Genomic DNA, 23,054 nt, shown 5'->3' on the forward strand with positions numbered 1-23,054 from the left:
AACCTTCTCAGCAATGAATGAGTATCACTCATCATTTGGATTGCCGTGACAGCCTCTCTCACAGCCCTACGTGCCTTCGACGCCGCCGCCCGGAACGGGAGTTTTCGGGCAGCGGCGGCGGATCTTAACGTGACCCCGACAGCAATCAGTCATCATATTCGCGGATTGGAGGACCAGCTTGGCGTCAAGCTTTTCAGGCGCGAAGGTCGTGATGTCGCCCTAACAGACGATGGAAGGCGTTTGGCCGATGCGACCAATCAGGCCTTTGGCCTGTTGGACAATGCGGTTCAATCCCTTCGGCGAAGCGCCCGAAAAGCGGTGCGAGTTTCGGCGGGGCCGATCTTTACGGCGCGCTGGCTGATGCCGCGGATCAGTGATTTCTGGGAGGCCCATCGCGAGATCGAATTGGAAGTGGTGCCAGCCATTCATCCCGGCGCACGCGACCGCGAGAATGTCGATATCGTCATCCGCTGGGACCGCATCGCCGACATGGGCCGTGATGCGGTCAAACTGCTCGAGCTCAGCCCCGTTGCCATAGCATCTGAAGATTTCGTTGCCAAACGAGGCCCTATCGATCACCCCAAGGATCTGTTGATCCTGCCCCTGTTGCACCAAAGAAATCACTGGGGATGGCTGGACTGGTTCGAAGCAATGGGAGTTTCACTAGCCGACCCGCTCTACGGACCGATCTTCGAGGATGCAAACGTGTTGTTGCGCGGCGCTGCCGAAGGTCAAGGGGCAATCATTGGCTGGCTTCCATTGATCGACCAGGATCTGGCGGAAAAGAGAGTCGTTCGGGTTTTCGATGAACGTATCGCCCCGACCCATGGCTATTTTGTCGACGTCCAGCACAACAGCAGGGCTCGTGTTGAGGTTCGAGCGGTTGAGGATTGGCTAATCTCGCAATCATGATTGGCAAGAACTTCGGGTTTTTTCGCGAGGGGCGGGAGTGTTTACATGAAGCTTCCGAGCCGCCTGCCCTGTCGCGCAATTTGATGTAAGTTCCGATGACCGCTACGCCAACCGCAGCTGCAAATTCGCGTCGGGCAATCTGTATTTGAGCGCGACATTGAACGACCGGATTGGTGATTTTGGCGACGATGCAGCGATGAGCATGCTGCGCCAGCAATAGCTGCAATTGCACAAGTCCGGAAAGTCCCGCGGACTGTGAGTTCGGGCATCCGAGGGTTTCGCGCACGCAGCGAATGTCAGGAAAGCGAGCTGCCACCGCAGCATCGGCATCAGAGGTTGGAAGTCGGGTATGGGCCGAAACCGTCTTGACGCCGGTCAGGGGTGCGGTGCCCTCTGTTGCATCGCCGCATGACGGCTTCGAGCCCGTTTTACCAGATGCTGCGACTGCATTAAATGCCCGGCTAACCATTGGCTTTAGGGTCTTCGGGTTTCACACAGAAGAAGATGCCTGCCCCAACGCAAGCCCATAGAAAATGCGCGTTCAGCGAATGCATTTCGATATCTGTGCCTAGGTTGGCGTTTGTGAATGACCCAACAAGGACAGGAATGAACAGGAATCCAAACGCACAGAAAGCGGCAGTAAGCCGCTTAGCCACATCGTCGGATACTTTGAAAACGCAAGTAGAAATAATCCGAGCGAACTTGCCACCTAGGATGATCCCTCCCCACATACTGGCGAAGAATGCGAGAATTCCCACTCCTCGCGCCACCTCACCGTCAAACATAATGACGAAAGGTATGAGAATGAACGGTGCCGTTCCAACCCAAGGCAACCACTTCGACTTCTCCATCTTCTTAAAAAACTCAATCAACATAATGACCCCCTACCACAGGCCACAAAACATACATAGAAGACATTCGCGCAGCCGCAGCGAAAGTCAACTTTGTCCCGCACAGCCGTCATCCAGCTTATCGTGCCGGGCTTTCAGGTCTGGCGCTCCTGTCAAGTCCTGTTGCGTGACAAATGCGCAAAACACCCTGATTTTGCGCATATGAATCCGGGCCGATCTGGCGCCCCTGTCGCCCGCGCACGCGGATTTGCGCGGACTGGGGCAAAATGCGCAGTCTCCCTCGATTGAAACGCGGCGCGCGCCCATGTATGGGGAGCCTGTCAAATCAGAGTAACCGGTGTCGGACCCAAGGCCCGATTCCCCCGCGCCGCAATACATGTGGCAACACACTCTCGGATCGCACGCCCCAGGAAAGGCTAAAAAAGGTAAGAGAATATGGCTGAAAAAATGAACTCCGACATATTGTATACCATTGTAGACGAAGCGCCGGAGCTGGCCAGCGCCTCGTTCCTGCCGATCATCCGCAAGTTCGTTTCGGCGGCGGATATCACGGTTGGAACCCCCGATATCTCGCTGGCGGGCCGCATCATCGCCACCTTCCCGGAAAACCTGACCGCCGATCAGCGCCAGTCCGACGATCTGGCCGCCCTGGGCGAGCTGGTGAAGACGCCCACCGCCAATGTGATCAAGCTGCCCAACATCTCGGCCTCGGTGCCGCAGCTGGTGGCCGCGATCGAGGAATTGCAGAACCAGGGTTATGACATCCCGTCCTATCCCGAGGCGCCCGCCACCGACGCGGAAAAGGACATCCGCGCGCGTTATGACGCGATCAAGGGCTCGGCGGTGAACCCGGTCCTGCGCGAAGGCAACTCAGACCGGCGCTCGGCCAAGGCGGTCAAGAGCTATGCGCAGAAGAACCCGCATTCGATGGGTGAATGGGTCTCGACCTCGAAGACCAAGGTCAGCTCGATGCCGGGCAACGATTTCTATGCCAACGAGAAATCGGCCACCATCACCGCCGCGCAGGCGGGCAAGGCACGGATCGAGTTCATCGGTGCCGATGGCAGCGTGAGCGAGCTGAAGAAGAACTGGCAGCTGGACGAAGGCACCGTTGCCGATGCGACCTTTATGTCGGTCAAGGCGCTGGGTGCGTTCCTGGCCGAGGCCATCGAGGACACCAAGGCCGACGGCACCATGTTCTCGCTGCACATGAAGGCCACGATGATGAAGGTCAGCGACCCGATCATCTTTGGCCACGCGGTCAAGGCCTGGCTGGCGCCGGTGTTCGAACAGTATGGCGACCGCATGGCGGCGCTGGGGGTAAACCCGAATTCCGGTCTGGGCGACCTGCTGGAGCGGGTCAAGGGCGACGCCGAGATCCTGGCCGCCATCGAGGCGGTCAAGGCGGATCGTCCGGCCATGTACATGGTCGACAGCGACAAGGGCATCACCAACCTGCACGTGCCGTCTGACGTGATCATCGACGCCTCGATGCCCGCCGTGATCCGCGCGGGCGGCAAGGGTTGGGATCAGACCGGCGCCAAGGGCGACACCAATTGCGTGATCCCCGACCGCTGCTATGCGACCGTCTATGACGAGACCATCAACTTCTTCAAGGCCAACGGCGCGCTGGACGTGACCACCGCCGGTTCGGTGGCCAACGTCGGCCTGATGGCCCAGAAGGCCGAGGAATACGGCAGCCACCCGACCACGTTCGAGGCGCCCGCCAACGGCACCATCCGCATCGTGCTGGCCAATGGCGACGTGCTGCATTCGCATGCGGTCGAGGCGGGCGATATCTGGCGCGCCTGCACCGTCAAGAAGGCGCCGATCGAGAACTGGATCCAGCTGGCGATGGACCGTCAGCGCCTGACCGGCTCCGAGGCGATCTTCTGGCTGGATGCCAACCGTGCCCATGACGCGCAGCTGATCGCCTATGTCAAACCGGTGCTTGAGGCGGCGGGCGTGGCCGACAAGTTCCAGATCCTGGCCCCGCGCGAGGCAACGGCGCAATCGCTGAAGACCATCACCGCAGGCAAGGACAGCATCGCCATCACCGGCAACGTGCTGCGCGATTACCTGACCGACCTGTTCCCGATCCTGGAGCTGGGCACCAGCGCCAAGATGCTGTCGATCGTCAAGCTGATGCAGGGCGGCGGGCTGTTCGAGACCGGCGCCGGTGGTTCGGCCCCCAAACACGTGCAGCAGCTGGTCGAGGAAAACCACCTGCGCTGGGATTCGATGGGTGAATTCTGCGCGCTCGGGGAAAGCCTGAACTTCCTCGCCGACAGCCGCGGCAATGCCAAGGCCGGGGTGCTGGGCCGCGCCGCCGAGGCGGCGACCCAGGGCATTCTGGATTTCAACCGCAGCCCCAGCCGCAAGGTGGGCCAGCCCGACAACCGCGACAGCCATTACTGGTTCGCCCGCTACTGGGCCGAGGCGCTGGCGGCGCAATCCGACGATGCCGATCTGGCCGCCGAGTTTGCCCCGCTGGCCAATGCACTGGCCGATGGCGAACAGGCGATCCTGACCGAACTGGCCGCAGCCCAGGGCAAAGCGGCCGATATCGGCGGCTATTACAAGCCCTCGGCCGATTTGAAGGCCGCGATCATGCGGCCCTCGGCCACGCTGAACGCGATCATCGGCTGAACCTGACGGTATGATGGATCAGGGGCGCGGGGGGTAACCCTCGCGCCCTTTTGTGTGGCGGTTCCGTCTGGCCGTCGGGGGTTGCCTGTCCGTCCGCGTCTCAGGCGGCGAACACCCGTTGCCCGTCCATCCAGGTTTCGAGAACCTTGATGGCCTTGATCTCGTCGGGCGCCACCTTGCGCGGGTCCTGATCGAGGATCACCATATCCGCCAGCTTGCCCGGTTCGAGGCTGCCGATCTCGTGGTCCGAGAACAGCTGCCAGGCGGCCTCGGAGGTCATTGCCCGGATCGCCGAGTCCACCGAGATCCGCTCCTGCGGCGCCAGCACATAGTCCGGTTCCTTCCAGGTGCGGCGGGTCACCGCCATTTCGATCATGTGCAGCGGGTTGGGGTCGGTCACCATGAAATCCGAATGCAGGGTAAAGCCCACGCCCGCCTCTTCGACGCTTTTGCAGCGGTCCAGCAGCTGCGCCTTTTCCAGGCCAAAGACCTGATCGCGCATGGCAACGCCCCAATAATGGACATGGCCGATCAGGAAGCTGGCCGAGACGCCAAGCGCCTTCATGCGCGCGATCTGTTCGTCATGCAGGATCGAGCAATGCTCGATCCGGGGACGCACGCGGGCCATGTCGATCCCGGCATCGGCCAGTGCCTGGCAGGTGTCCAGAATATTGTCGATGGCCGCATCGCCATTGCCATGGATGGCGAGATGCCAGCCCTTGCCCGCGCGTTCGAGGGCGGTGGTGGTCAGCTCGTCCGGCTCCATATAGGCAAGGCCGCGATCCTCGCGGTTCAGATAGGGTTCGCGCTGCAGGCCGGTGAACCCCTGATTGGAGCCGTCGGCAACCAGTTTGTACCCCGCCACACGGGCCAGCGCGTTGCCATCACCCTGTTTCACGCCGGCATTGTCCCAGGTTTCGGTGCCAAGCGTGTAAAAGGGGTAGGCGCGAAGCCGCGCCGTCATTCGGCCCGATTGCGCCGCCGCGGCCATGACCTGGACATCGGCGGGCGATTGCGCCAGCGCGCCAAGGCTGAGTTCGGACACCGTGGTCAGGCCCTGTTGCGACCATTTCCCGAGCAGGCCAAGCAAGCCTTCGACCGGGTTCACCTGTTTCATCGCCGGATAGTTTTCGGCGATCTGAAGGAAGGCGACATTGTTCTTGATCGTCCCGGTCAGGTTGCCATCGGCGTCGCGCACGAATTCGCCGCCCGGCGGGTTCGGAACGTCATTGGTCAGGCCCGAGACCTCGAACGCCCTGGAGTTGGCATAGGCAAGGTGCCCGGAGGCGTTCAGGATGAAGATCGGGTGATCGGTCGAGATCGGATCGAGCTCGGCAAAGGTGAGGGCATCGGCCCCCTCCTGCACCGCCGGATCGAAGTTTCGGAACACCAGCCAGTCGCCGGCGGGCGTTTTGGCCGCGCGCGTCGCGATATGGTTCAGCACCTCGTCAACGGTGGTAAACCGGGCCATGCCGACATAGTCCATGATCGCATCGACCACCGATCCCGAGACGGCATGGGCATGCGCGTCGATAAAGCCCGGCAGGACGGTCTTACCCTCCAGATCGACCACGGTGGCATCATCCCCGGCAGCGGCGCGCACCTCGGCATCGCTCCCCACGGCCAGAATGCGATTGCCGCGAATGGCGATGGCCTGGGCAGTGGAGAATTCGGCGTCAACGGTCAGCACGTTGGCATTGGTGAAAAGGGTGGTGGGCCCGCTCGCCCCGGTCTGGGCGTGGGTGTCGTTTGGCATCAGCGCCGCGAGGCTTGCGGCGGCGGCGCCGGTCTTGAGAAAATCCCTGCGACCCAGGCTTGCCCAGTCGATGCCCCAGTTGCAGGACCAGCCGCTGCCGGGCGCGGCCTGACCCTTCAGCTCTCGCACCGTGTCGTTGACCGCAAACAGCCCGCCGAAGGTGCCGCTGCAACATGGACATCCATAGAAATCATCTTGTGCCATGACTTGTCTCGCGATTTGAGGGGGCGGGCTGCGTCTTGCCCTTGACCCGGGATCAGGGTCGCATCCTCTGGTTGAAATTGGAAGCGTCACCTTTGTCGGATGGGCGCCGGGGGGCTATCCCAGGCGCGGGAACACGGCGGTTTTCTTGACCGTGCTGTAGACGAAGCTGGTGTCGATCGAGGCGATGCCGCCGATGGGGTGGATGCGGGTGCGGATAAAGCGTTCATAGGCGTCGAGATCCGAGACCACCACCCGCAGCTGGTAATCCATCGCGCCGGTCATGATATGGCATTCCAGCACCTCGTCGATCTGGCGCACGCGGGTTTCAAAGCGGTGCACGTCCTCCTGATTGTGGCGTTCCAGCCGGATGCGGACAAAGACGGTGATCGGCAACCCATAGGCGGCCGGATCCACATCGACCGAGAAACCCCGGATCGCACCGCTCTTTTCAAGATTGCGCAGGCGGCGCAGGCAGGGCGAGGGCGAGAGACTCACCTTTTCGGCCAGGTCCTGGTTGGTCATGCGCCCGTCTTGTTGCAGGGCGCGGATGATCTGGCGGTCTTTGCTGTCCATGATCGTCTTTCTTGGCAGAATCTGCCAAAACTAGATCACAACTTGGCAGTATTCGCAATCTGATCGCAGTTTGACTTGGCTATCCTGACCGCAACACCAGATCAGGAGATCCCGCCATGACCCATGCCAAGGGCTTTGCCAGCCGCGCCATCCACCATGCCTATGATCCGCTGGATCACGAGGGCGCGCTGACGCCGCCGCTGCATCTGACCTCGACCTTTGCCTTCGAGACCGCCGAGGCCGGGGGCGAGATGTTCGCGGGCGAGCGTCAAGGGCATATCTATTCGCGCATCTCGAACCCGACGCTGGACCTGCTGGAACAGCGTATCGCCACGCTCGAAGGGGCCGAGGCGGGGCTGGCGCTGTCCTCGGGGATGGGCGCGATCACCGCCGTTCTGTGGACGCTGTTGTCGCCCGGCGACGAGGTGATCGTGGACAAGACGCTCTATGGCTGCACCTTTTCCTATATGCGGCACGGGCTGGCGAAATGGGGGGTGACCATCACCCATGTGGACCTGACCGACCCCGAGAACCTGAAAACCGCGATCAGCGACAAGACCCGCGTGGTCTATTTCGAGACGCCCGCCAACCCGAACATGCGGCTGGTTGATATCGCGGCGGTAAGCGAGATTGCCCATGGCGCCAGTGCCTCGGTCGTGGTCGACAATACCTATGCCACGCCCTACCTGACCCGGCCCATCGAGATGGGCGCCGATATCGTGCTGCATTCGGCCACCAAATATCTGGGCGGCCATGGCGATGTGGTGGCGGGCCTTGTGGTGGGCGGTGCCGAGCAGATCAGCGAAATCCGCCTTTACGGCATGAAGGACATGACCGGCGCGGTGATGGCCCCGTTCAACGCGATGCTGATCCTGCGCGGGCTGAAAACGCTGGCGCTGCGGATGGACCGGCATTGCGCCTCGGCCCAGGTGGTGGCCGAATGGCTGGCCGCGCATCCGGCGGTGGGCGAGGTCCATTTCCCCGGTCTGACGTCTTTCTCGCAGCACGCGCTGGCGAACCAGCAGATGGCCCAGCCCGGCGCGATGATCGCCTTTGAGCTCAAGGGCGGCATGGACGCGGGCCGGGCGATGATGAACCGTCTGAACATGATCGCGCGGGCGGTGTCGCTGGGCGATGCCGAGACGCTGATCCAGCATCCGGCCTCGATGACCCATTCCACCTATACGCCCGAGGAGCGGGCCGAGCATGGCATCAGCGACGGGCTGGTCCGCCTGTCGGTGGGTCTGGAAGAGGTCGAGGATATCCTGGCCGATCTGGCCCAGTCGCTGGACGCACCCCAGGTTCAGGCCGCCGCCTGAGGGCGGTGGCGGCCGCGCGCCTCGGGGAGTGGCGCGCGGCCCCCGAATACACCCTGTCCGGTTCCGGGGCGCGGGCGCCTGCCGCCCTTGAAACCCCGCGCGACCGGGGCGGGGAGATGATAGACTTCGCCCGGCGGGCCCGCCCGCACCAAGAAGGAGAGCACCGATGAGCACGCCGCAGGACCTTAGCCATCTCAAGACCATCGAACAGCGCATCCTGTGGCTGTCGCACTGGATGATCCATCACGCCAATCACATCCGCCCCAAGGTGGACGGGATCAAGATCGGCGGGCATCAGGCCAGTTCGGCCTCGATGGTGTCGATCATGACCGCGCTCTACTTCAGCACGCTGCGCCCCGAGGACCGGGTGGCGGTGAAACCCCATGCCAGCCCGGTGTTTCATGCGATCCAGTACCTGATGGGCAATCTGGACCGCGCGCGGATGGAGAATTTCCGGGGCTATGGCGGGGTGCAATCCTATCCCAGCCGCACCAAGGATGTGGATGACGTCGATTTCTCGACCGGCTCTGTCGGGCTGGGCGTGGCTGTCACCGCCTTTGCCGCGCTGGTGCAGGATTACATTGCCGCCAAGGACTGGGGACAGGGCGCGCCCATGGGCCGGATGGTGGCGCTGGTGGGCGATGCCGAACTGGACGAGGGCAATGTTTACGAGACCCTGCAAGAAGGGTGGAAGAACGACCTGCGCAATTGCTGGTGGATCATCGACTATAACCGCCAGTCGCTGGACGGGATTGTGCGCGAGGGTCTGTTCGAGCGGGTCGAGAAGATTTTCGACGCCTTTGGCTGGGACGTGGTGCGGATCAAGTATGGCGCCCTGCAACGGGCCGCGTTTCAGGAGCCGGGCGGTGATGCCCTGCGCGACTGGATCGACGCCTGCCCGAACCAGCAATATTCGGCGTTGACCTTCATGGGCGGTGCGGTCTGGCGCAAGCGGCTGATGGAGGATCTGGGCGATCAGGGCCCGGTCTCGGCGCTGCTTGACCGGCGCAGCGATGACGAGCTGGCCGAGTTGATGGAAAACCTCGGCGGCAATTGCGTGGCCACCATGGCCGAGACATTCGCCGCTATCGACCATGACCGGCCCACCTGTTTCCTGGCCTATACGGTCAAGGGCTGGGGCACGCCGATCGCGGGGCACAAGGACAATCATGGCGGGCTGATGAACAAGACCCAGTTCGCCGCCTGGCAGGCCCATATGGGTGTGCCCGAGGGGCAGGAATGGGAGCCGCTGGCCACCGTTGCCGACCCCGCCGCGCTGCGTGCATTCCTGGATGGGGTGCCGTTTTTCGCCAAGGGTCGGCGGCGGTTTTCCGATGCGCGCCTTGCCGTGCCGGGGATCGAGATTGCGAGCGACCGCGAGATCTCGACCCAGGCCGCCTTTGGCAAGGTGCTGGACGATCTGTCCAAGGGCGACAGCGAGCTGGCGGCGCGCATCGTCACCACCTCGCCCGATGTGACCGGGACGACGAACCTTGGCCCCTGGGTGAACCGGCGCAAGCTGTTTGCCCGCAAGGATCAGGCCGATGCCTTTATCGAGCACAAGATCCCCTCGACCGCGAAATGGGAGTTTACGCCCAAGGGCCAGCATATCGAGCTGGGCATCGCCGAGATGAACCTGATGCTGCTGTTGGGCGCGGCGGGGCTGAGCCATTCGCTGTTCGGCAAGCGGCTGATCCCGGTCGGCACGGTCTATGACCCGTTTGTGGCGCGCGGACTCGATGCGCTGAACTATGCCTGTTACCAGGACGCGCGGTTCTTGCTGGTGGGCACGCCCTCGGGCGTGACGCTGGCACCTGAAGGCGGGGCGCATCAATCCATCGGCTCGCCCCTGATCGGGATGAGCCAGGACGGGCTGGCCGCGTTCGAACCCGCCTTTGCCGACGAGCTGGCGGTGATCATGGAATGGGCGTTCGACTATCTGCAACGCGATGGCGAGGGTGATCCGGACGAGCGCACATGGCTGCGCGACGAGACCGGGGGCAGCGTCTATCTCAGGCTCTCGACCAATCCGATCGAACAGCCGGGCAAGCGGGTGGACGACGCGTTCCGCCAGGGCGCCATCGACGGCGCCTATTGGCTGCGCAAGCCGGGGCCAAATGCCGAGGTGGTGATCGCCTATCAGGGCGCGGTGGCGCCCGAGGCGATCCGCGCCGCCGGCCTGCTGGGCGAGGCGCGCCGCGATGTCGGCGTGCTGGCGGTGACCTCGGCCGACCGGCTGAACGCGGGCTGGAGCGCCGCGCAGCGGGCGCGGGCGCGCGACAACCCGGCGGCGCTGTCGCATATCGAACGGCTGATGGGGGAATTGCCGCCGCATTGCCGGCTGGTGACGGTGATCGACGGGCATCCGGCGACACTGGGCTGGCTGGGCTCGGTGGCCGGGCACCGGACCATCCCGCTGGGGGTCGAGCATTTCGGCCAGACCGGCACCATCGGCGATCTCTACCGCCATTTCGGCATCGACGCGGGCGCGATTGTCGAACGGGTCGAGGGGCTGACCTCCGGTCGTCCGGGGCAACCCGCGCGGCTGGTCGGATAGGGCTTGCCCCCGCCTGCCGGAAAGTGGTTAACCTGTTACAGGCTCGGGCCGCGGGTCAAGGGGGCAGGGATTTAAGGAAATCCCTGCTGACAGGATTTCACTTGAAATCCTGTGCCACCGCCCCGCCTGACCCTGGTGCGAGGAGGAGGCCATGCCGCATTTCATCGTCGAATATTCCGGCAATCTCGAAGACGCGCTGGATATCGGCGCGCTTTGCGAGGTGATCCGCGCCACGGCGGCGGGGATCGACACCTTTCCCATGCCGGGCATCCGGGTGCGCGCCTTTCGTGCCGATCACTGGGCGATTGCCGATGGCGATCCCAAACATGGGTTCATCGACATCTCGATCCGCCTGCGCGCCGGTCGCGCGCCCGAGGTGAAACAGGCCGCCGCCGCCGAAGTTTTCGAGGCGGTCCGCGCCTTTGTCGCTCCGGTCATGGCGCAGCGCTCGCTGGCCCTGTCGCTGGAGATGCGCGACATCGACCCGGACCTGTCGCCCAAGACCGGCTCGATCCGCGATCACCTCTGACGCCAACGCGACCACGGACCGATGCCAAAGTCAGGGTCGGGCGCATCGGGCAGGGGGCAGAGGAACTCGATCGAATGCCCGTCGGGGTCCTTGCAATAGACGGTAAGCGCCGGCATCCAGCCGATCACCACCGCTTCGCTGACAGGGTCACCATCAAAGCCCAGCGGATCAACGCCTGCCGCCGTTAACGCGGCGGGGACGGCCAGAACCGCCTCCAGTTCCAGCCGGAACGCCATGTGAAGGACCATCCGCATCGGTGCGCTGCCCGCCTGCCACAGGCCCAGCATCCCGGTCTGCTGACCGCCCACCCAGAGAAACGCCAGCCCCCGCGCCGCATGACGATGGGCCAGTTCCAGCCCCAGAACATCGCGGTAGAACGTGACGGCGCGGTCGAGGTCGCGCACCGGCAGGTGGGTTTCATAGACGGCATCGATCCGGGGAAAGCGGGGCATGGGTCTCTCTCGATTTGGTATCATGCGCCCAGGCTGCGGCCTCAACCCCGGTTGAGGTCAAGCACTTGTTCAAAGGCGGAGATTGCCCTAGCCCCGCTGCCCGATCCGCTGTAATTGCCGGGGATGGACAAGACGCAAAGCTATGACATTTTCCTGATCGCCCCGCCGGGGCTGGAACAGGTGCTGGCTGAGGAGGCCACCGCCTGCGGTTTTGATGAACCGCGCGTGGTGCCCGGCGGGGTCGAGACGCGCGGGCCCTGGTCCGAAGTGATGCGCGCCAATCTGGTGCTGCGCGGTGCGGGCCGGGTACTGGTGCGGATCGGCGGCTTTCCGGCGGTGCACCTGGCCCAGCTCGACAAGCGGGCGCGCAAGTTTGCCTGGGGCGATTTCCTGCGTCCCGACCGGCCCATCCGGGTCGAGGCGGTCAGCCGCAAGTCCAAGATCTATCACGCGGGTGCCGCCAAGCAGCGCGTCGAACGTGCGATCACCGAAGAGCTGGGCGCCCCCATCTCGGATGAGGCCGAGATCCGCCTGATGCTGCGGATCGAGCGGGATTTCTGCACCTTCTCGATCGACACCTCGGGCGAGGCGCTGCACAAGCGTGGCCACAAGGAGGCGGTGGGCAAGGCCCCCATGCGCGAGACAATGGCCGCGCTGTTCCTGCGCCAATGCGGCTTCGACGGGGCCGAACCCGTGCTCGACCCGATGTGCGGCTCGGGCTCTTTTGTGATCGAGGCGGCGGAATGGGCGGCGGGTCTGATGCCCGGGCGCTCGCGCAGCTTCGCCTTTGAACAGCTGGCGGGGTTCGACGCCGCCCAGTGGCAGTCGATGCGCAACGCGGCGGGCGCGGGCGGTAGGCCCGAAAGCCTGTACAGCGGTTCGGACCGTAACGCGGGCGCCATCGACGCCAGCCGCGCCAATGCGACCCGCGCGGGCGTGGCCGATTTCTGCGCGTTTCATCAGCGCCCGGTCAGCGATATCCGCCCGCCCGAGGGGCGGCCCGGTCTGGTCATCGTCAACCCGCCCTATGGCGCGCGCATCGGCGATCAGGCGCGGCTGCGCTCGCTTTACGGCAGCCTGGGCAAGGTGCTGATGGACCGGTTCTCGGGCTGGCGCGTCGGGCTGATCACCTCGGAGATGAGCCTGGCGCGGTCGACGCGATTGCCGTTTCAGGCGCCCGGCCCGGTGGTCGATCACGGCGGTATCAAGGTGCGGCTTTACCAGTCGGTCCGGCTGCGCTGATCGGGCCGCAAATGCCGCTTGACGGAGGCGGGCGCAAAAGGCAGATGCGTCGCGCGCGCAACCGGTCTAGTCTGACCGCACGTCGCCCCGAAGCAGGAGAGAGCCGTGGCCCATGAGGCGCAGAAAGCCATCGCGCGCAACTCGCTGCTGATCCGGTCGCTGCCGGAACAGCATGTGGACGCGCTGCTGAGCCAGGCGGTCTGGCGCAGCTATGACCGGGGCGAGACGCTGTTCCTGCAAGAGGAAAAGGCGCAGGCGATCCATGTGGTGATCGACGGCTGGGTCAAGCTGTTCCGGATGACGCCGACCGGGTCCGAGGCGGTGGTGAGCGTGTTCACCCGCGGCGAAAGCTTTGGCGAGGCGGTGGCGCTGCGCAACACGCCCTATCCGGTCTCGGCCGAGGCGGTGACGCCCTGCGAGGTGATGCATATCCCCAGCCCGGTCTTTGTCTCGCTGATGCGGCGCGACCCCGAGATCTGTATCTCGATCCTGGCTACAACGTTCGGGCATCTGCATTCGCTGGTGGCGCAGCTGGAACAGCTGAAGGCGCAGACCGGGGCACAGCGGGTGGCCGAGTTCCTGCTGGAGCTGTGCGATTGCGACACCGGCGCCTGCGAGGTGACGCTGCCTTATGACAAGATGCTGATCGCGGGCCGTCTGGGCATGAAGCCCGAAAGCCTGAGCCGCGCCTTTTCGCGGCTCAAGGCGGCGGGGGTCACGGTCAAGCGCAACCATGCCGAGATCGAGGATATCGCGCTGTTGCGCGATTATGCCGAGAGCGATCCGGCCGATAGCTGGAGCAAGTCATGACGAGCCGGGTGCAGGTGGTTCTGGCCGCCATCGACAGTGCCAACAGTGCCGACCCGCGCCTGGACGAGGGCCGGCCCGAGGCGCAGCTTTACGGCGAACGGATGAGCGCCGAGCTGGCACGGCTGGTGCCCGATGCAGCGGATGTGTTGCAGATCGCCGCGCGCGGCCAGCATGTGGAACGCTGGAAACTGGCGCGCGCCACATACCCTGAGGGCCGCGCCGGGTACCTGGCCTGGCGGCGGGCGCAGGCGGTGCACCATGCCGAGGTTGTGGGCCGGCTGATGTCCGAGGCCGGATATGGCGCCGAGGAGATCGAGACGGCGGGCCGGATGCTGCGCAAGCAAGGCATCAAGCGCGACCCGCTGGTGCAGGCGCTGGAGGACGTGATCTGTTTCGTCTTCCTGCGGTGGTATTTCGCGCCCTTTGCGGCCAAGCACAGCCCGGAAAAGGTTCAGGACATCGTCGAAAAGACCGCGCGCAAGATGTCGGCGCCTGCGCGCGCGCGGGTGCTGGAGGAGTTCGACCTGCCCGCCGATCTGGCCACCGCTTTCGCGGGCTGAACCGGGCCTCAGCCGTAGCGCGCCGCGCTGGCCAGCGCGGCCCGCATCTCCTCGATCAGATGTTGCATCAGCTCGGCCGCCGACAGCCGCCGCGCCAGACCCAGCCCCTGACCGGCCCAGAGCGACAGGAAATCCGGGTTCTGCTGTTTGGCGGCTTCGGCGCGCAGGGTGCGGGTCAGCGCGTTCTGATAGGGAAAGTCGAGCAACCGGTCGGGCATTGCCTCGCCATCGGCGATGACGCGGTTGCGGATGCCCCGCGCCGGGCGCCCGGAAAAGGCGCGGGTGAGGGTGGTGTCGGTCTCTTTCGCGTCCAGGATCGCCTGTTTATGCGCCTCGGGAATGCCGGCCTCGGTCGTGGTCAAAAAGGCGGTGCCCATCTGTGCCGCGCTGGCGCCCAGTGCCAGGGCGGCGGCGATGCCGCGCCCGTCGGTGATGCCGCCCGAGGCGACCACCGGCACGCCGACAGCCGAGACCACCTGCGGCACCAGCGCCATGGTGCCCACCATCGCACGGGTCAGATCGGCGCCGAACCCGGCCCGGTGGCCACCCGCCTCAGCGCCCTGGGCGATCACCGCGTCGACGCCCGCCGCCTCGAGCGCCTGCGCCTCGGCGACGCTGGTGGCGGTGCCCATCACCAGCATGCCGCGCTGTCTGGCCCGCTCGATCACATGCTCGGGCATGATGCCGAAGGCAAAGCTGAAGACCGAGGCGCCGCTGTCCAGCACCTGCTCCACCTGTGCCTCGAAATCGAACTCGGCCCCGTTGACCGTGCCGGGCGGGGTGATCCCCAGCGCCTGGTAATGCGGCCGCACGAAGTCGAGCGCGGGGCCCGGATCGGCGGGCGGCGGCGGCGGATCGAGCGGCGCGAACAGGTTGACGGCAAAGCCCGCATTGCTGCCCTCGCGCACGCGGGTGGCATTGGCGCTGATCCGGTCGGGTTGCAGATAGGACACCCCCATGCTGCCCAGCCCGCCGGCCTTGCCCACGGCCATCACCATCTCGGGCGTGTCGCCGCCGCCCGCCATCGGCGCCTGGATGATCGGATGGTCGAGCGCCAGACGCTCCATCAAGCTGTTTCGGTACATGTCGGACCCTGCCTTGCTGGTGTTGCCCCGATACTAGGCCCGATCGTCGCCGGAACCCAATGAAGAGCTGCGATCGGAGCTATCGGGGATCGAGATATCATTGGCAGGGCGGCGCGCGCGCGCTATCTTTCTTTTGAATGTCAAGGGCCATGATCAATCTGGATAAGTGAACGCATGGATATTGCCGATCTCCGCTTCTTCGACTGTGTGGCGCGCGTGGGGAACATGAACCGCGCCGCGGCCGAGCTGAACACGGTGCAATCCAATGTCACCGCCCGCATCCGCAATCTGGAACATGATCTGGGGGTGGTGCTGTTTCATCGCCACAGCCGCGGGGTCGAGGTGACGGCGGCGGGCGAGGTGCTGTTGCCCTATGCGCGTCAGGTCATGACCCTGCTGGGTGATGCCCGCAAGGCGGTGACCCAGGACGGCGCGCCCGAGGGGCCGCTGAGCCTGGGGGCGCTGGAAACGGTGCTGGCCCTGCATCTGGCGCCGGTCCTGTCCGAGTTCGCCGGGGCGCATCCGGCGGTGGACCTGTCGATCCAGACCGGCACCAGCCGTGAACTTGTCGAGATGGTGCTGGCCCATGGTGTCGAGGGGGCGCTGGTCTGCGGGCCGGTGGCGCATCCCGATCTGGAGGCAACGCCGGTGTTTCGCGAGGATCTGTGCATCGTGGCCCGGCGCGACGGGCGCAGCCTGGACCAGGTTCTGGGCGCGCCGGGGGTGCGCCAACTGGTGCTGCGGCTGGGCTGTTCCTATCGCCAGCGGCTGGAGGATGTGCTGGCCCGGCGCGGTGTGGTGGGGGTGCGGACGCTGGAGTTCGGCACGCTCGATGCGATCCGCGCGGGCGTTGCGGCGGGGGTCGGAATCACCCTGATGCCGCGCCGGCTGGTCACCCGCGTCTGGGGCGAGGCGGGGCTGGCGCTGCATCCGCTGGAGCCGGGCGAGGGGCTGGTCACCACCGATTACATCCGCCGCAAGTCCAGCTATGTCTCGCCCGCGCAACAGGCGTTTCTGGACGCGCTGACCCGCGATCCGCCGATCCGGATGGCGGGCTGACACCGGCATTGCCAATTCACGCGCCGGGGTTGACCTGGCCTCAGGTGCAGACGGCAAGACCCGCTGCTAGTGCCGGATCTGAAACGCTGTTGTTTCCCCGCAAGAAGCGGGTCGGTTCAGATCGCAGGCACCACCGTCTGCGCATCCCGGTCGCGCGATGCTTCGATATGCCCAGCAGCGCCCGACGCATCGCAACTCGCCCTGGCAACTGTATCTCTCCTTGCGTCGAGGGCGCCCGTTTTTGCCAGGTTCTGCATGGGGCATTTGCGAGTATGACGAGTTTTCGGGCGACGGCTGTGATGATGACCTTGTGTGGCTTTCCAGCTTGACGAAGACGGTCGGCGAAGATTTTCGGACTTGGGTTGTGATGCGATGCGACCAAGCCGGCTTGGAACATGACGTGCCGCAGAGCACGACGGCCCCCCGCGATGGCCCGTTTCCCGCGCTGCGTTCCACTGTCACGTGCACTCGGCGCGAGACAAGCGAGAGCTGCGGCCTGTTCACCGGTCACGCTACCGAACTCGGGCCATTCGGCGGTGCCAAGCTTCTGATGGGCGCGGATTCGGGCCTGCGGCCGTTTGCGCATCTCGACCAGCTGGAACCGCTTCGAGGCCAGGGCTTTCAGCAAGCGCAGCTTTTCCGCGGGCAGGCTTCGTCCTGTATCGGGTCGGAAAGCAAAGAAGCGGGCGATCAGTTCCGCATCGATCCGGTCGGCTTTGCCCGTGTGCCGCGGCTTTGCCCTAATGCCTTCACCTGAGAGGGCGGCACCTGTCGGGCAATGACGTCATTCGCATCAAGACTTGCCCAGAGTTGCCATTCCTGCCCGCCGGTTGACCTGAAGCCAACGATCGCATTCCGGTTTCTGGCAAGGCCCTCAACCGCCGCGTGTCCTTCTGGTGCGCGGTCCAACAAGGCCGCATGCCGGGGGGAGTGACGGGGTAAACCTAGCAGAGCTCGGATACGGAAGGCTCAGGATTTCGGTAACGGGCGCGTCCAGCCAAGCGGTTTTGCGCAAAAGATTTGATCCGCCATGAAGGTTCCTTTGGTATTTTGGCGCCTGTCCTGGCTTCTGTCGCGGCTTTCGGACAACGTCCTTTGGGTACTGCGTCGCTTCGTGGTCCGCGCGGTGGCTGCCAATGTGATGCGGGGGCGGATCAGACGGCGCACATATCCGACCCGCGACGACGCAAGGCGGGTATATCGAGCCGTTCTGAAACCCGAAGCGCAAGCACCGGTGTAACGGCATGCTGTCGCCCGTTGACTATAAGATCAGACAGCACAAACTGAACCGGGCAGGTATATAGGGAAACGAGGGGCCCTCAGACATATGTCGTAGCGGATAGCTACGCGGCGCCAGTCCTTGGGCCTGCCGAACATGATCTCGATCCCCGCCCGGCAGTGCATTGAGCGGCAATGTCACGGGAGGCGCGGTTGCGAGGGTTCGGTCGCAAGCCCTTCAAAAACCCTGGCGAAGACACCGACCTTGCGCCCTCTGCTCATCGCTCAACCAGAAAAGATTGCTCATCCTGCCCTCCCATAGTTGCGGGGCGCGACCCATTCCGCCAACGGCAGCACAAGTCGATCATTGGGTCCCGAGCTTAGGCGCCTGCAGCGCTCAACCAAGTCACAATTGGCTCTGGCCATCAGTAACCTGGCAAAGCCACCACATGACACCGACCTCTTAAGAAAACGATGCACGCGCGGTAGTCTCACGGTTGCGCAATCAATCATTGCCTGTAAGTTTCTCCTTATAAGGGAACAATGGGGCCGCGGAGGGCCCCGAAAACAACGGGGACACCGTGATAGAGAGTGAAACCCTGGCGGAAAGCCAGGCTGGTACGCGTGCGCCAGAGCCGGACTTTGAGCCCGAAGTTTTGGCCAAGATCGAGAAACTCCGCGACCACATCCGCGACAGTTTCGGCAAGGTCGCGATGGCGATGATGGCCATCCCGCGCTACCGCAATCAGAGCCTAGCGGACCTCAACCATCTCGTGCTCGACCCGCTCACCCGCGACCGGCTCGCCATTGCCTGTGCACCGAAATCAAAGGGCAAGCTCGGGGATGTCGCCGGGTTCGCGATCTGGGCCAGCGTGTCGGAACCGGTCGATGCCAAGAGCCGCGAACAGACCAAGGCGGGGACGTTTCCGATCCGGCTCAAGGCCGAGGACTGGACCAGCGGCGCGATCAACTGGCTGCTCGACGTGATCGCGCCCGATCCCAAGACCACCGCGCAGGTCATCGCCAATTTCGGCCAATTGCTGAAGGGCGGGGATTTGCGGATGCCCCCCATCGTCGCGCGTCTGGTGGACAAGGAGACGCTGGAGAAGCTGGGCGCCACGCCGCAGGCGCCGAGCCAGACCGCTTAGCGCGCCTGCGCCAACGCAGTTCGGGGGAGATCACGCAGCATGCATTACTGGGTCCTAGGACAGCAAAACACCGGGGAATATTCCGGTTCCCTCAACCCGCTCGACGGCGATCTTGGCCATGTCGAGCTTGTCGACACCAGCATCGACATCGGCATCAAGCCGATCATGCAAAGCCTTGTCATGACGGCAGGGCGGCGCGTCAAGCCAGAGCGGTTGCCGCGCAAGGTCAGTCACGACATGAGTGCGGACCGGATCGACGATCTGGCGATGGTGCACACCTATCTTACCGTCTCCGAGCCGCTCAGGACTCTGATCGAGCAATTCGCGCCGGGCGATGTGCAATACGAACCCTTCGACGTGGTCGGCAAGCGCGACGGGGCGTTTCAGCAAAGGCGCTACTGGTTCATCCCGACCGTGCGGCTGCACGCGATGGACAAGGACAAGACGCGGCCGCCGCTGGCAGATATCGGGTATTTCAGGCAGTCGACGCCTTTGGAAGACCAGCATATCGTCTTCGATGCCAGCGTCACCGACAACCGGGCGATATTCGCCAGTGCGGAATATCCCGGCATTCTTTTCGTAAGCGACGCCCTCGTGGAAGCGATCGAAGCGTCGGGCCTCACCGGCGCGCGGTTCCGGCGGCGCTTCGCATCAACTGCATCTGAGCTTTTGTGATGTGGGCAAGATCACTCATCTTGTCTTGTATTGGTCTTGCCGTTTTTGCGGAAGTTTCGCTGGCTGCGGCACACAAGGACCCGCGCGCGTCCGACGGGAATTGCCCTTCGATGTTTGCAGTCGTGGATCTGGGGCGTTGGGTCGTCGATCCACAGGGAAACCCCGTTCTGGACTATGGGGGTCTTCTCTACCGCGTGGCGCCGGATGGGAGCGAGACCCAGCCTCCTGCCGAGGACTACTATCTCTGTATCCGACCCGAAGACCTTGAGGGGCGTCAGCAACTGCTGGACGGGTTGCCCGTTCCCCTCGTTGATGGGCTGATAGATGCTGATCTTGGGGGAGACAGAGGCGGATACTACAGCGCTCGGGCCAGAAAAAGTGTATCTGCTTGGGTCGATCTGTTCTCTTCCGCAGAGCAGGCCTTCGAGGCAGTGGAACTCCGCAACAAAGCCGAGTTTCAACGCTGGCAAGGTGCGTCCTCTCCGTCACGGCAGGCACTCGTGCAAGGCGAAAACTATTCCTGTTTTCATGATCCGGCAAACCCGACTTTGGAGGGGCATGGCAGCTACACCTGCCTGATGACCATCGAGGGCATGCCGCGGCCCGACACATTCGTGAGCTGCGGGCAGTGGGTTGGCGGATGTTCGGCCTCCTTCTCGCTCCGTTCGGGTGTCTGGATCCATATTCAGGGAGATTTTCTGCCCCATTGGGACGAAGCCTCCCGGGCGCGCAGCATACCTGAGGCGGTGGATTTCTGGTCCGATCTCGTGCGCGCAACCGCCCGCAATTTCGAGAGCGCGCTTGTTTCTCGTCGTAACGATATCACTCTTGAGGCCAAGTAATGGCATATCAGATCACCGACCCCATACGCCTTCAGGAGTTCCAGGATCTTTGGGCCGCGGCCCGGGTGGCTATGGGTCCACAGCGCGACAATCCGGAAGTCGGCCTGTTCAGCAGCCTTTACAACGTCATCGCAGAAGAAACGACGACTGTCGTGACAATCCCGGGGCCCGCGCAGCAGTCCAAAGTGACGCACAAGCCCGGCGTACAGGAAAACGCCTGGCTATGGGTCGTTGGGGTTTAGCAGGTCAATGCCAACCAGGGCTTCAATGGTCAGTTTCTTCAGGTCTTCACGCAAACCCTATACTACCAGCGAAACCATGAGGAACTGACCGCACAACAGGCGCAGATCGCGTCCAACAACGTGGCCTACAATTTCTTCGCCGATATCGCATATCAGATCGAGACCCGGCGCGGACAACCACATTCCGACCATCGCGGAAATCGGGAAACACGACGCGGGCGCGGCGGCACGATCTGTCTTCGAAGAGTTGCCCGGCGGTGGCGAAATCGCTCTCTGGGCCGGGATCACGGGGCAAGGTCAGCCCGGTGATGTCGTTCAAAGGTGGACAGTTCCCGCAGGCGCATCTCTGCGTGCTCCCTGTCTCAAGATCACCGGAACCTCCCGCGCAACCGCGACAGGCCCAAAAAACTGACGACGGACCCTAATCCAGGTAGCCAGAGGCCGCGATCAGGTCTGCTGTGGCTCCGCTGCAGGCCATGGGCACGTCATAGACGACGGCAAGTCTGCTCAACGCCTTCACGTCGACGTCATGTGGATGTGGGGAAAGCGGATCCGTGAAGAATATCAGCAGGTCGATACCGTCATCGGCAATCATCGCTCCGATTTGCTGATCCCCGCCAAGAGGGCCGCTTTTTGTCACCCGGATACGCAATTGCGGACAATGTTTCTGTATGATGCCCCCGGTCGTAGCCGTGGCGAGAATGTTGTGGCGCTTCAGCTTGGTTTGATTGTTGAATACCCAGGTGGCCAAAGATCGCTTCTTCAGATCGTGTGCGATGAGGGCGATGTTTTTTGGCTTAGATTTCAGCATGAGGCTTGCCCCCCAAGTTGGGAAGCGTGGCGCGCACGGGTCTCGATCTCAGCCCAGTTGCCTGACCTGAGCAAGCTGGTCGGCGCGATCCAGGAGCCACCGACACACATCACATTTCCCAACTCCAGGTAATGCGTCGCTTTTTCAGGGGTGATTCCCCCCGTCGGGCAGAATTTCACTAGTGGCAGCGGCCCACCGAATGACCGCAGCGCCGCCCGCCCACCGCTCGCCTCTGCGGGAAAGAACTTTTGCGCGGTGTAGCCCTTCTCAAGCAGGGTCATCACCTCGCTTGCGGAGGCGGCACCGGGCAGCAATGGCAAACCCGTTTCTTCACAGGCGTCCAATAGCCGATCTGTCGCGCCCGGGGACACGCCGAAACTTGCACCCGCCTGCTTAGCTGCACGCACGTCTTCGGGCGTCCGCAACGTGCCTGCGCCGACAATCGCATTCGGGACCCTGGACATCTCGGAAATAGCGCTCAATGCGCAATCGGTGCGCAGGGTGACTTCCAACACCCTGAGCCGCCCGGCTATCAAAGCCTGCGCCAACGGGGTTGCCTGCTCGATCTGCTCGACTTCCAAGACCGGAATGACCGGGCACAGCCGGCAGATCTCGATTATCCTGCTGCTTTTCAGATTTCGGGGGCTGTCCATATCTCGCCTCGGCATTGTTCTTGCAAAGCCAGGACAGCTTCGCGATTTGGGATGGATTTTGCGGCGCCATGGCCCTGAATCGAGATGGCAGCCGCAGTGGCCGCATATGCGGCGGCATCGAACACAGAGTATTCGTTGATCAGTTGTGACAGGAAGGCACCGTCAAAGCAGTCGCCCGCGCCGGTTGCATCCACTGCATCGACTTTGGGACTGGAAATGAAACGCATATCACCGTCATTGGCCGCCAGAACGCCCCTGTCGCCCATGGTCAGCGCGATGATCGGGGCACCGAGGTCAGCAAAGAACCGGACGATATCCACGGGTTCTTCGATGCCTGTCAGAATGCGGGCATCGTCCAGCCCCGGAAGGAAGATATCGACTTTCCTAACCGTATCCAGGATGACCTTTCTCGCTTCCTCCAATGGCCAGAGTTTAAGCCGCAGGTTGGGGTCGTAGGAGACCTTGACGCCCTTCTTTTTCGCAATCGCAATCGCCTTATCGGTCGTGGCCCTGGCCGAAGCGCTGATCGCCTGTGATATGCCGGAAAGATGCACGATTGCGGCATTGTCAAAGACTCCCTCCGAAAGATCTTCGGGACGCACCTGTGAGGCTGCGGAGCCCGAGCGGCGATACTCGAACTTGTGCTCACCCGCGTCGTGGGTAATGAAGTACATTCCCGTCTCAGCGCCCACTAGGGTTCGGACATAGGCGTCGTTGACGCCTTCGGCGGCCCAGGAGTTCCGGATCTCGGCCGCGAAATCATCGTCGCCCAACTGGGTCAGCATGGTCGACCGGGTTCCCTGGCGTGCGGCAGCGACGGCGACATTCGAAACATCGCCGCCAACGCCGGCGTTCCATTTGCCCGGCCCCACGTTGCTGAGTTCAAACAGGGGCTCACCCACACAAA

Annotated in this window: 22 protein-coding genes and 1 pseudogene; 13 read left to right on the forward strand and 10 right to left on the reverse strand. The window is 63.6% G+C overall.

Translation table 11 applies throughout. From position 1 onward, the window contains the following. Positions 1–45 precede the first annotated feature (45 nt). Positions 46–912 (forward strand): LysR family transcriptional regulator, encoded by an 867-nt coding sequence (locus SPO_RS21405; protein ID WP_011242091.1) that lies wholly within the window; start codon positions 46–48, stop codon positions 910–912. Positions 913–1,373: 461 nt separating this feature from the next. Here SPO_RS21405 and SPO_RS21410 read toward each other — a convergent pair whose 3' ends face one another. Then, complete coding sequence (locus tag SPO_RS21410) at positions 1,374–1,787, reverse strand: hypothetical protein (protein ID WP_044029544.1); 414 nt, start codon at positions 1,785–1,787, stop codon at positions 1,374–1,376. 411 nt (positions 1,788–2,198) lie between these two features. On the opposite strand from SPO_RS21410, the gene SPO_RS21415 reads away from it, so the two are divergent. Next, positions 2,199–4,412 carry an NADP-dependent isocitrate dehydrogenase gene (locus tag SPO_RS21415; RefSeq protein WP_011242092.1) on the forward strand — a complete coding sequence of 738 codons (2,214 nt, stop codon included), beginning with the start codon at positions 2,199–2,201 and terminating at the stop codon, positions 4,410–4,412. 100 nt (positions 4,413–4,512) lie between these two features. Here the strand turns inward: SPO_RS21415 and SPO_RS21420 are convergent, their stop codons facing one another. Next, positions 4,513–6,372, reverse strand: coding sequence for an amidohydrolase (locus SPO_RS21420; protein ID WP_044029545.1), 1,860 nt, complete (start codon positions 6,370–6,372; stop codon positions 4,513–4,515). Between the two features lie 114 nt (positions 6,373–6,486). Next, positions 6,487–6,945, reverse strand: a complete 459-nt coding sequence (locus SPO_RS21425; RefSeq protein WP_011242094.1) for an Lrp/AsnC family transcriptional regulator — start codon at positions 6,943–6,945, stop codon at positions 6,487–6,489. Positions 6,946–7,061: 116 nt separating this feature from the next. On the opposite strand from SPO_RS21425, the gene SPO_RS21430 reads away from it, so the two are divergent. From SPO_RS21430 to SPO_RS21440, 3 genes are all read left to right on the forward strand, one after another. Then, positions 7,062–8,264: a methionine gamma-lyase gene (locus tag SPO_RS21430; protein ID WP_011242095.1), complete on the forward strand. Its 1,203-nt coding sequence runs from the start codon at positions 7,062–7,064 to the stop codon at positions 8,262–8,264. 166 nt (positions 8,265–8,430) lie between these two features. Beyond that, on the forward strand, positions 8,431–10,821 hold the full coding sequence (locus SPO_RS21435) for a 1-deoxy-D-xylulose-5-phosphate synthase N-terminal domain-containing protein (protein WP_011242096.1): 2,391 nt from the start codon (positions 8,431–8,433) through the stop codon (positions 10,819–10,821). A 151-nt stretch (positions 10,822–10,972) separates the two neighbouring features. Next, positions 10,973–11,350, forward strand: coding sequence for a 5-carboxymethyl-2-hydroxymuconate Delta-isomerase (locus SPO_RS21440; protein WP_011242097.1), 378 nt, complete (start codon positions 10,973–10,975; stop codon positions 11,348–11,350). Here the strand turns inward: SPO_RS21440 and SPO_RS21445 are convergent. Beyond that, complete coding sequence (locus tag SPO_RS21445) at positions 11,341–11,802, reverse strand: VOC family protein (RefSeq protein WP_011242098.1); 462 nt, start codon at positions 11,800–11,802, stop codon at positions 11,341–11,343. The two genes, SPO_RS21440 and SPO_RS21445, sit on opposite strands and share 10 nt — an antisense overlap. Before the next feature lie 123 nt (positions 11,803–11,925). On the opposite strand from SPO_RS21445, the gene SPO_RS21450 reads away from it, so the two are divergent. The 3 genes from SPO_RS21450 (at position 11,926) to SPO_RS21460 (ending at position 14,414) form a co-directional block, all read left to right on the forward strand. Further along, positions 11,926–13,044 (forward strand): THUMP domain-containing class I SAM-dependent RNA methyltransferase, encoded by a 1,119-nt coding sequence (locus SPO_RS21450; protein ID WP_011242099.1) that lies wholly within the window; start codon positions 11,926–11,928, stop codon positions 13,042–13,044. Positions 13,045–13,149: 105 nt separating this feature from the next. Then, the gene (locus SPO_RS21455) at positions 13,150–13,854 is read left to right on the forward strand and encodes a Crp/Fnr family transcriptional regulator (protein ID WP_011242100.1); all 705 of its coding nucleotides are present in this window, start codon (positions 13,150–13,152) and stop codon (positions 13,852–13,854) included. Further along, positions 13,851–14,414, forward strand: coding sequence for a DUF4202 domain-containing protein (locus tag SPO_RS21460; RefSeq protein WP_011242101.1), 564 nt, complete (start codon positions 13,851–13,853; stop codon positions 14,412–14,414). The genes SPO_RS21455 and SPO_RS21460 overlap by 4 nt, the downstream gene beginning before the upstream one ends. Before the next feature lie 8 nt (positions 14,415–14,422). On the opposite strand, the gene SPO_RS21465 is transcribed toward SPO_RS21460, so the two are convergent. Continuing rightward, positions 14,423–15,499, reverse strand: coding sequence for an NAD(P)H-dependent flavin oxidoreductase (locus SPO_RS21465; protein WP_011242102.1), 1,077 nt, complete (start codon positions 15,497–15,499; stop codon positions 14,423–14,425). A gap of 174 nt (positions 15,500–15,673) precedes the next feature. On the opposite strand from SPO_RS21465, the gene SPO_RS21470 reads away from it, so the two are divergent. Beyond that, positions 15,674–16,558 (forward strand): LysR family transcriptional regulator, encoded by an 885-nt coding sequence (locus SPO_RS21470; protein WP_011242103.1) that lies wholly within the window; start codon positions 15,674–15,676, stop codon positions 16,556–16,558. Between the two features lie 40 nt (positions 16,559–16,598). On the opposite strand, the gene SPO_RS23385 is transcribed toward SPO_RS21470, so the two are convergent. After that, complete coding sequence (locus SPO_RS23385) at positions 16,599–17,303, reverse strand: transposase (protein WP_414706020.1); 705 nt, start codon at positions 17,301–17,303, stop codon at positions 16,599–16,601. A 524-nt stretch (positions 17,304–17,827) separates the two neighbouring features. Beyond that, positions 17,828–17,953, reverse strand: a pseudogene (locus SPO_RS23540) (IS5/IS1182 family transposase); the annotation flags it as partial. A 479-nt stretch (positions 17,954–18,432) separates the two neighbouring features. Between SPO_RS23540 and SPO_RS21480 the strand changes: the two are divergent. The 4 genes from SPO_RS21480 (at position 18,433) to SPO_RS21500 (ending at position 20,683) form a co-directional block, all read left to right on the forward strand. Then, entirely contained in the window at positions 18,433–18,924 is a 492-nt protein-coding gene (locus SPO_RS21480; protein WP_230981820.1) for a toxin-activating lysine-acyltransferase, read from the forward strand. 39 nt (positions 18,925–18,963) lie between these two features. Further along, on the forward strand, positions 18,964–19,599 hold the full coding sequence (locus SPO_RS21485; RefSeq protein WP_011242105.1) for an imm11 family protein: 636 nt from the start codon (positions 18,964–18,966) through the stop codon (positions 19,597–19,599). A 110-nt stretch (positions 19,600–19,709) separates the two neighbouring features. After that, on the forward strand, positions 19,710–20,441 hold the full coding sequence (locus SPO_RS23015; protein ID WP_144084106.1) for a hypothetical protein: 732 nt from the start codon (positions 19,710–19,712) through the stop codon (positions 20,439–20,441). Continuing rightward, entirely contained in the window at positions 20,441–20,683 is a 243-nt protein-coding gene (locus SPO_RS21500) for a hypothetical protein (protein ID WP_044029551.1), read from the forward strand. Before SPO_RS23015 ends, SPO_RS21500 begins: the two co-directional genes overlap by 1 nt. Before the next feature lie 421 nt (positions 20,684–21,104). Here the strand turns inward: SPO_RS21500 and SPO_RS21505 are convergent, their stop codons facing one another. From SPO_RS21505 to SPO_RS21515, 3 genes are read right to left on the reverse strand one after another with little or no spacing between them, the layout of a single operon-like run. Beyond that, positions 21,105–21,494 carry a methylglyoxal synthase gene (locus SPO_RS21505; protein WP_011242106.1) on the reverse strand — a complete coding sequence of 130 codons (390 nt, stop codon included), beginning with the start codon at positions 21,492–21,494 and terminating at the stop codon, positions 21,105–21,107. After that, a complete protein-coding gene (eda, locus tag SPO_RS21510) occupies positions 21,488–22,147 on the reverse strand; it encodes a bifunctional 4-hydroxy-2-oxoglutarate aldolase/2-dehydro-3-deoxy-phosphogluconate aldolase (protein WP_011242107.1) in 660 nt (219 codons plus the stop codon). The genes SPO_RS21505 and eda overlap by 7 nt, the downstream gene beginning before the upstream one ends. After that, a complete protein-coding gene (locus SPO_RS21515) occupies positions 22,126–23,049 on the reverse strand; it encodes a sugar kinase (RefSeq protein WP_230981821.1) in 924 nt (307 codons plus the stop codon). The genes eda and SPO_RS21515 overlap by 22 nt, the downstream gene beginning before the upstream one ends. Between the last annotated feature and the right edge of the window lie 5 nt (positions 23,050–23,054).

It is taken from the genome of Ruegeria pomeroyi DSS-3 (assembly GCF_000011965.2).
Classification (GTDB): Bacteria; Pseudomonadota; Alphaproteobacteria; order Rhodobacterales; family Rhodobacteraceae; genus Ruegeria_B; species Ruegeria_B pomeroyi.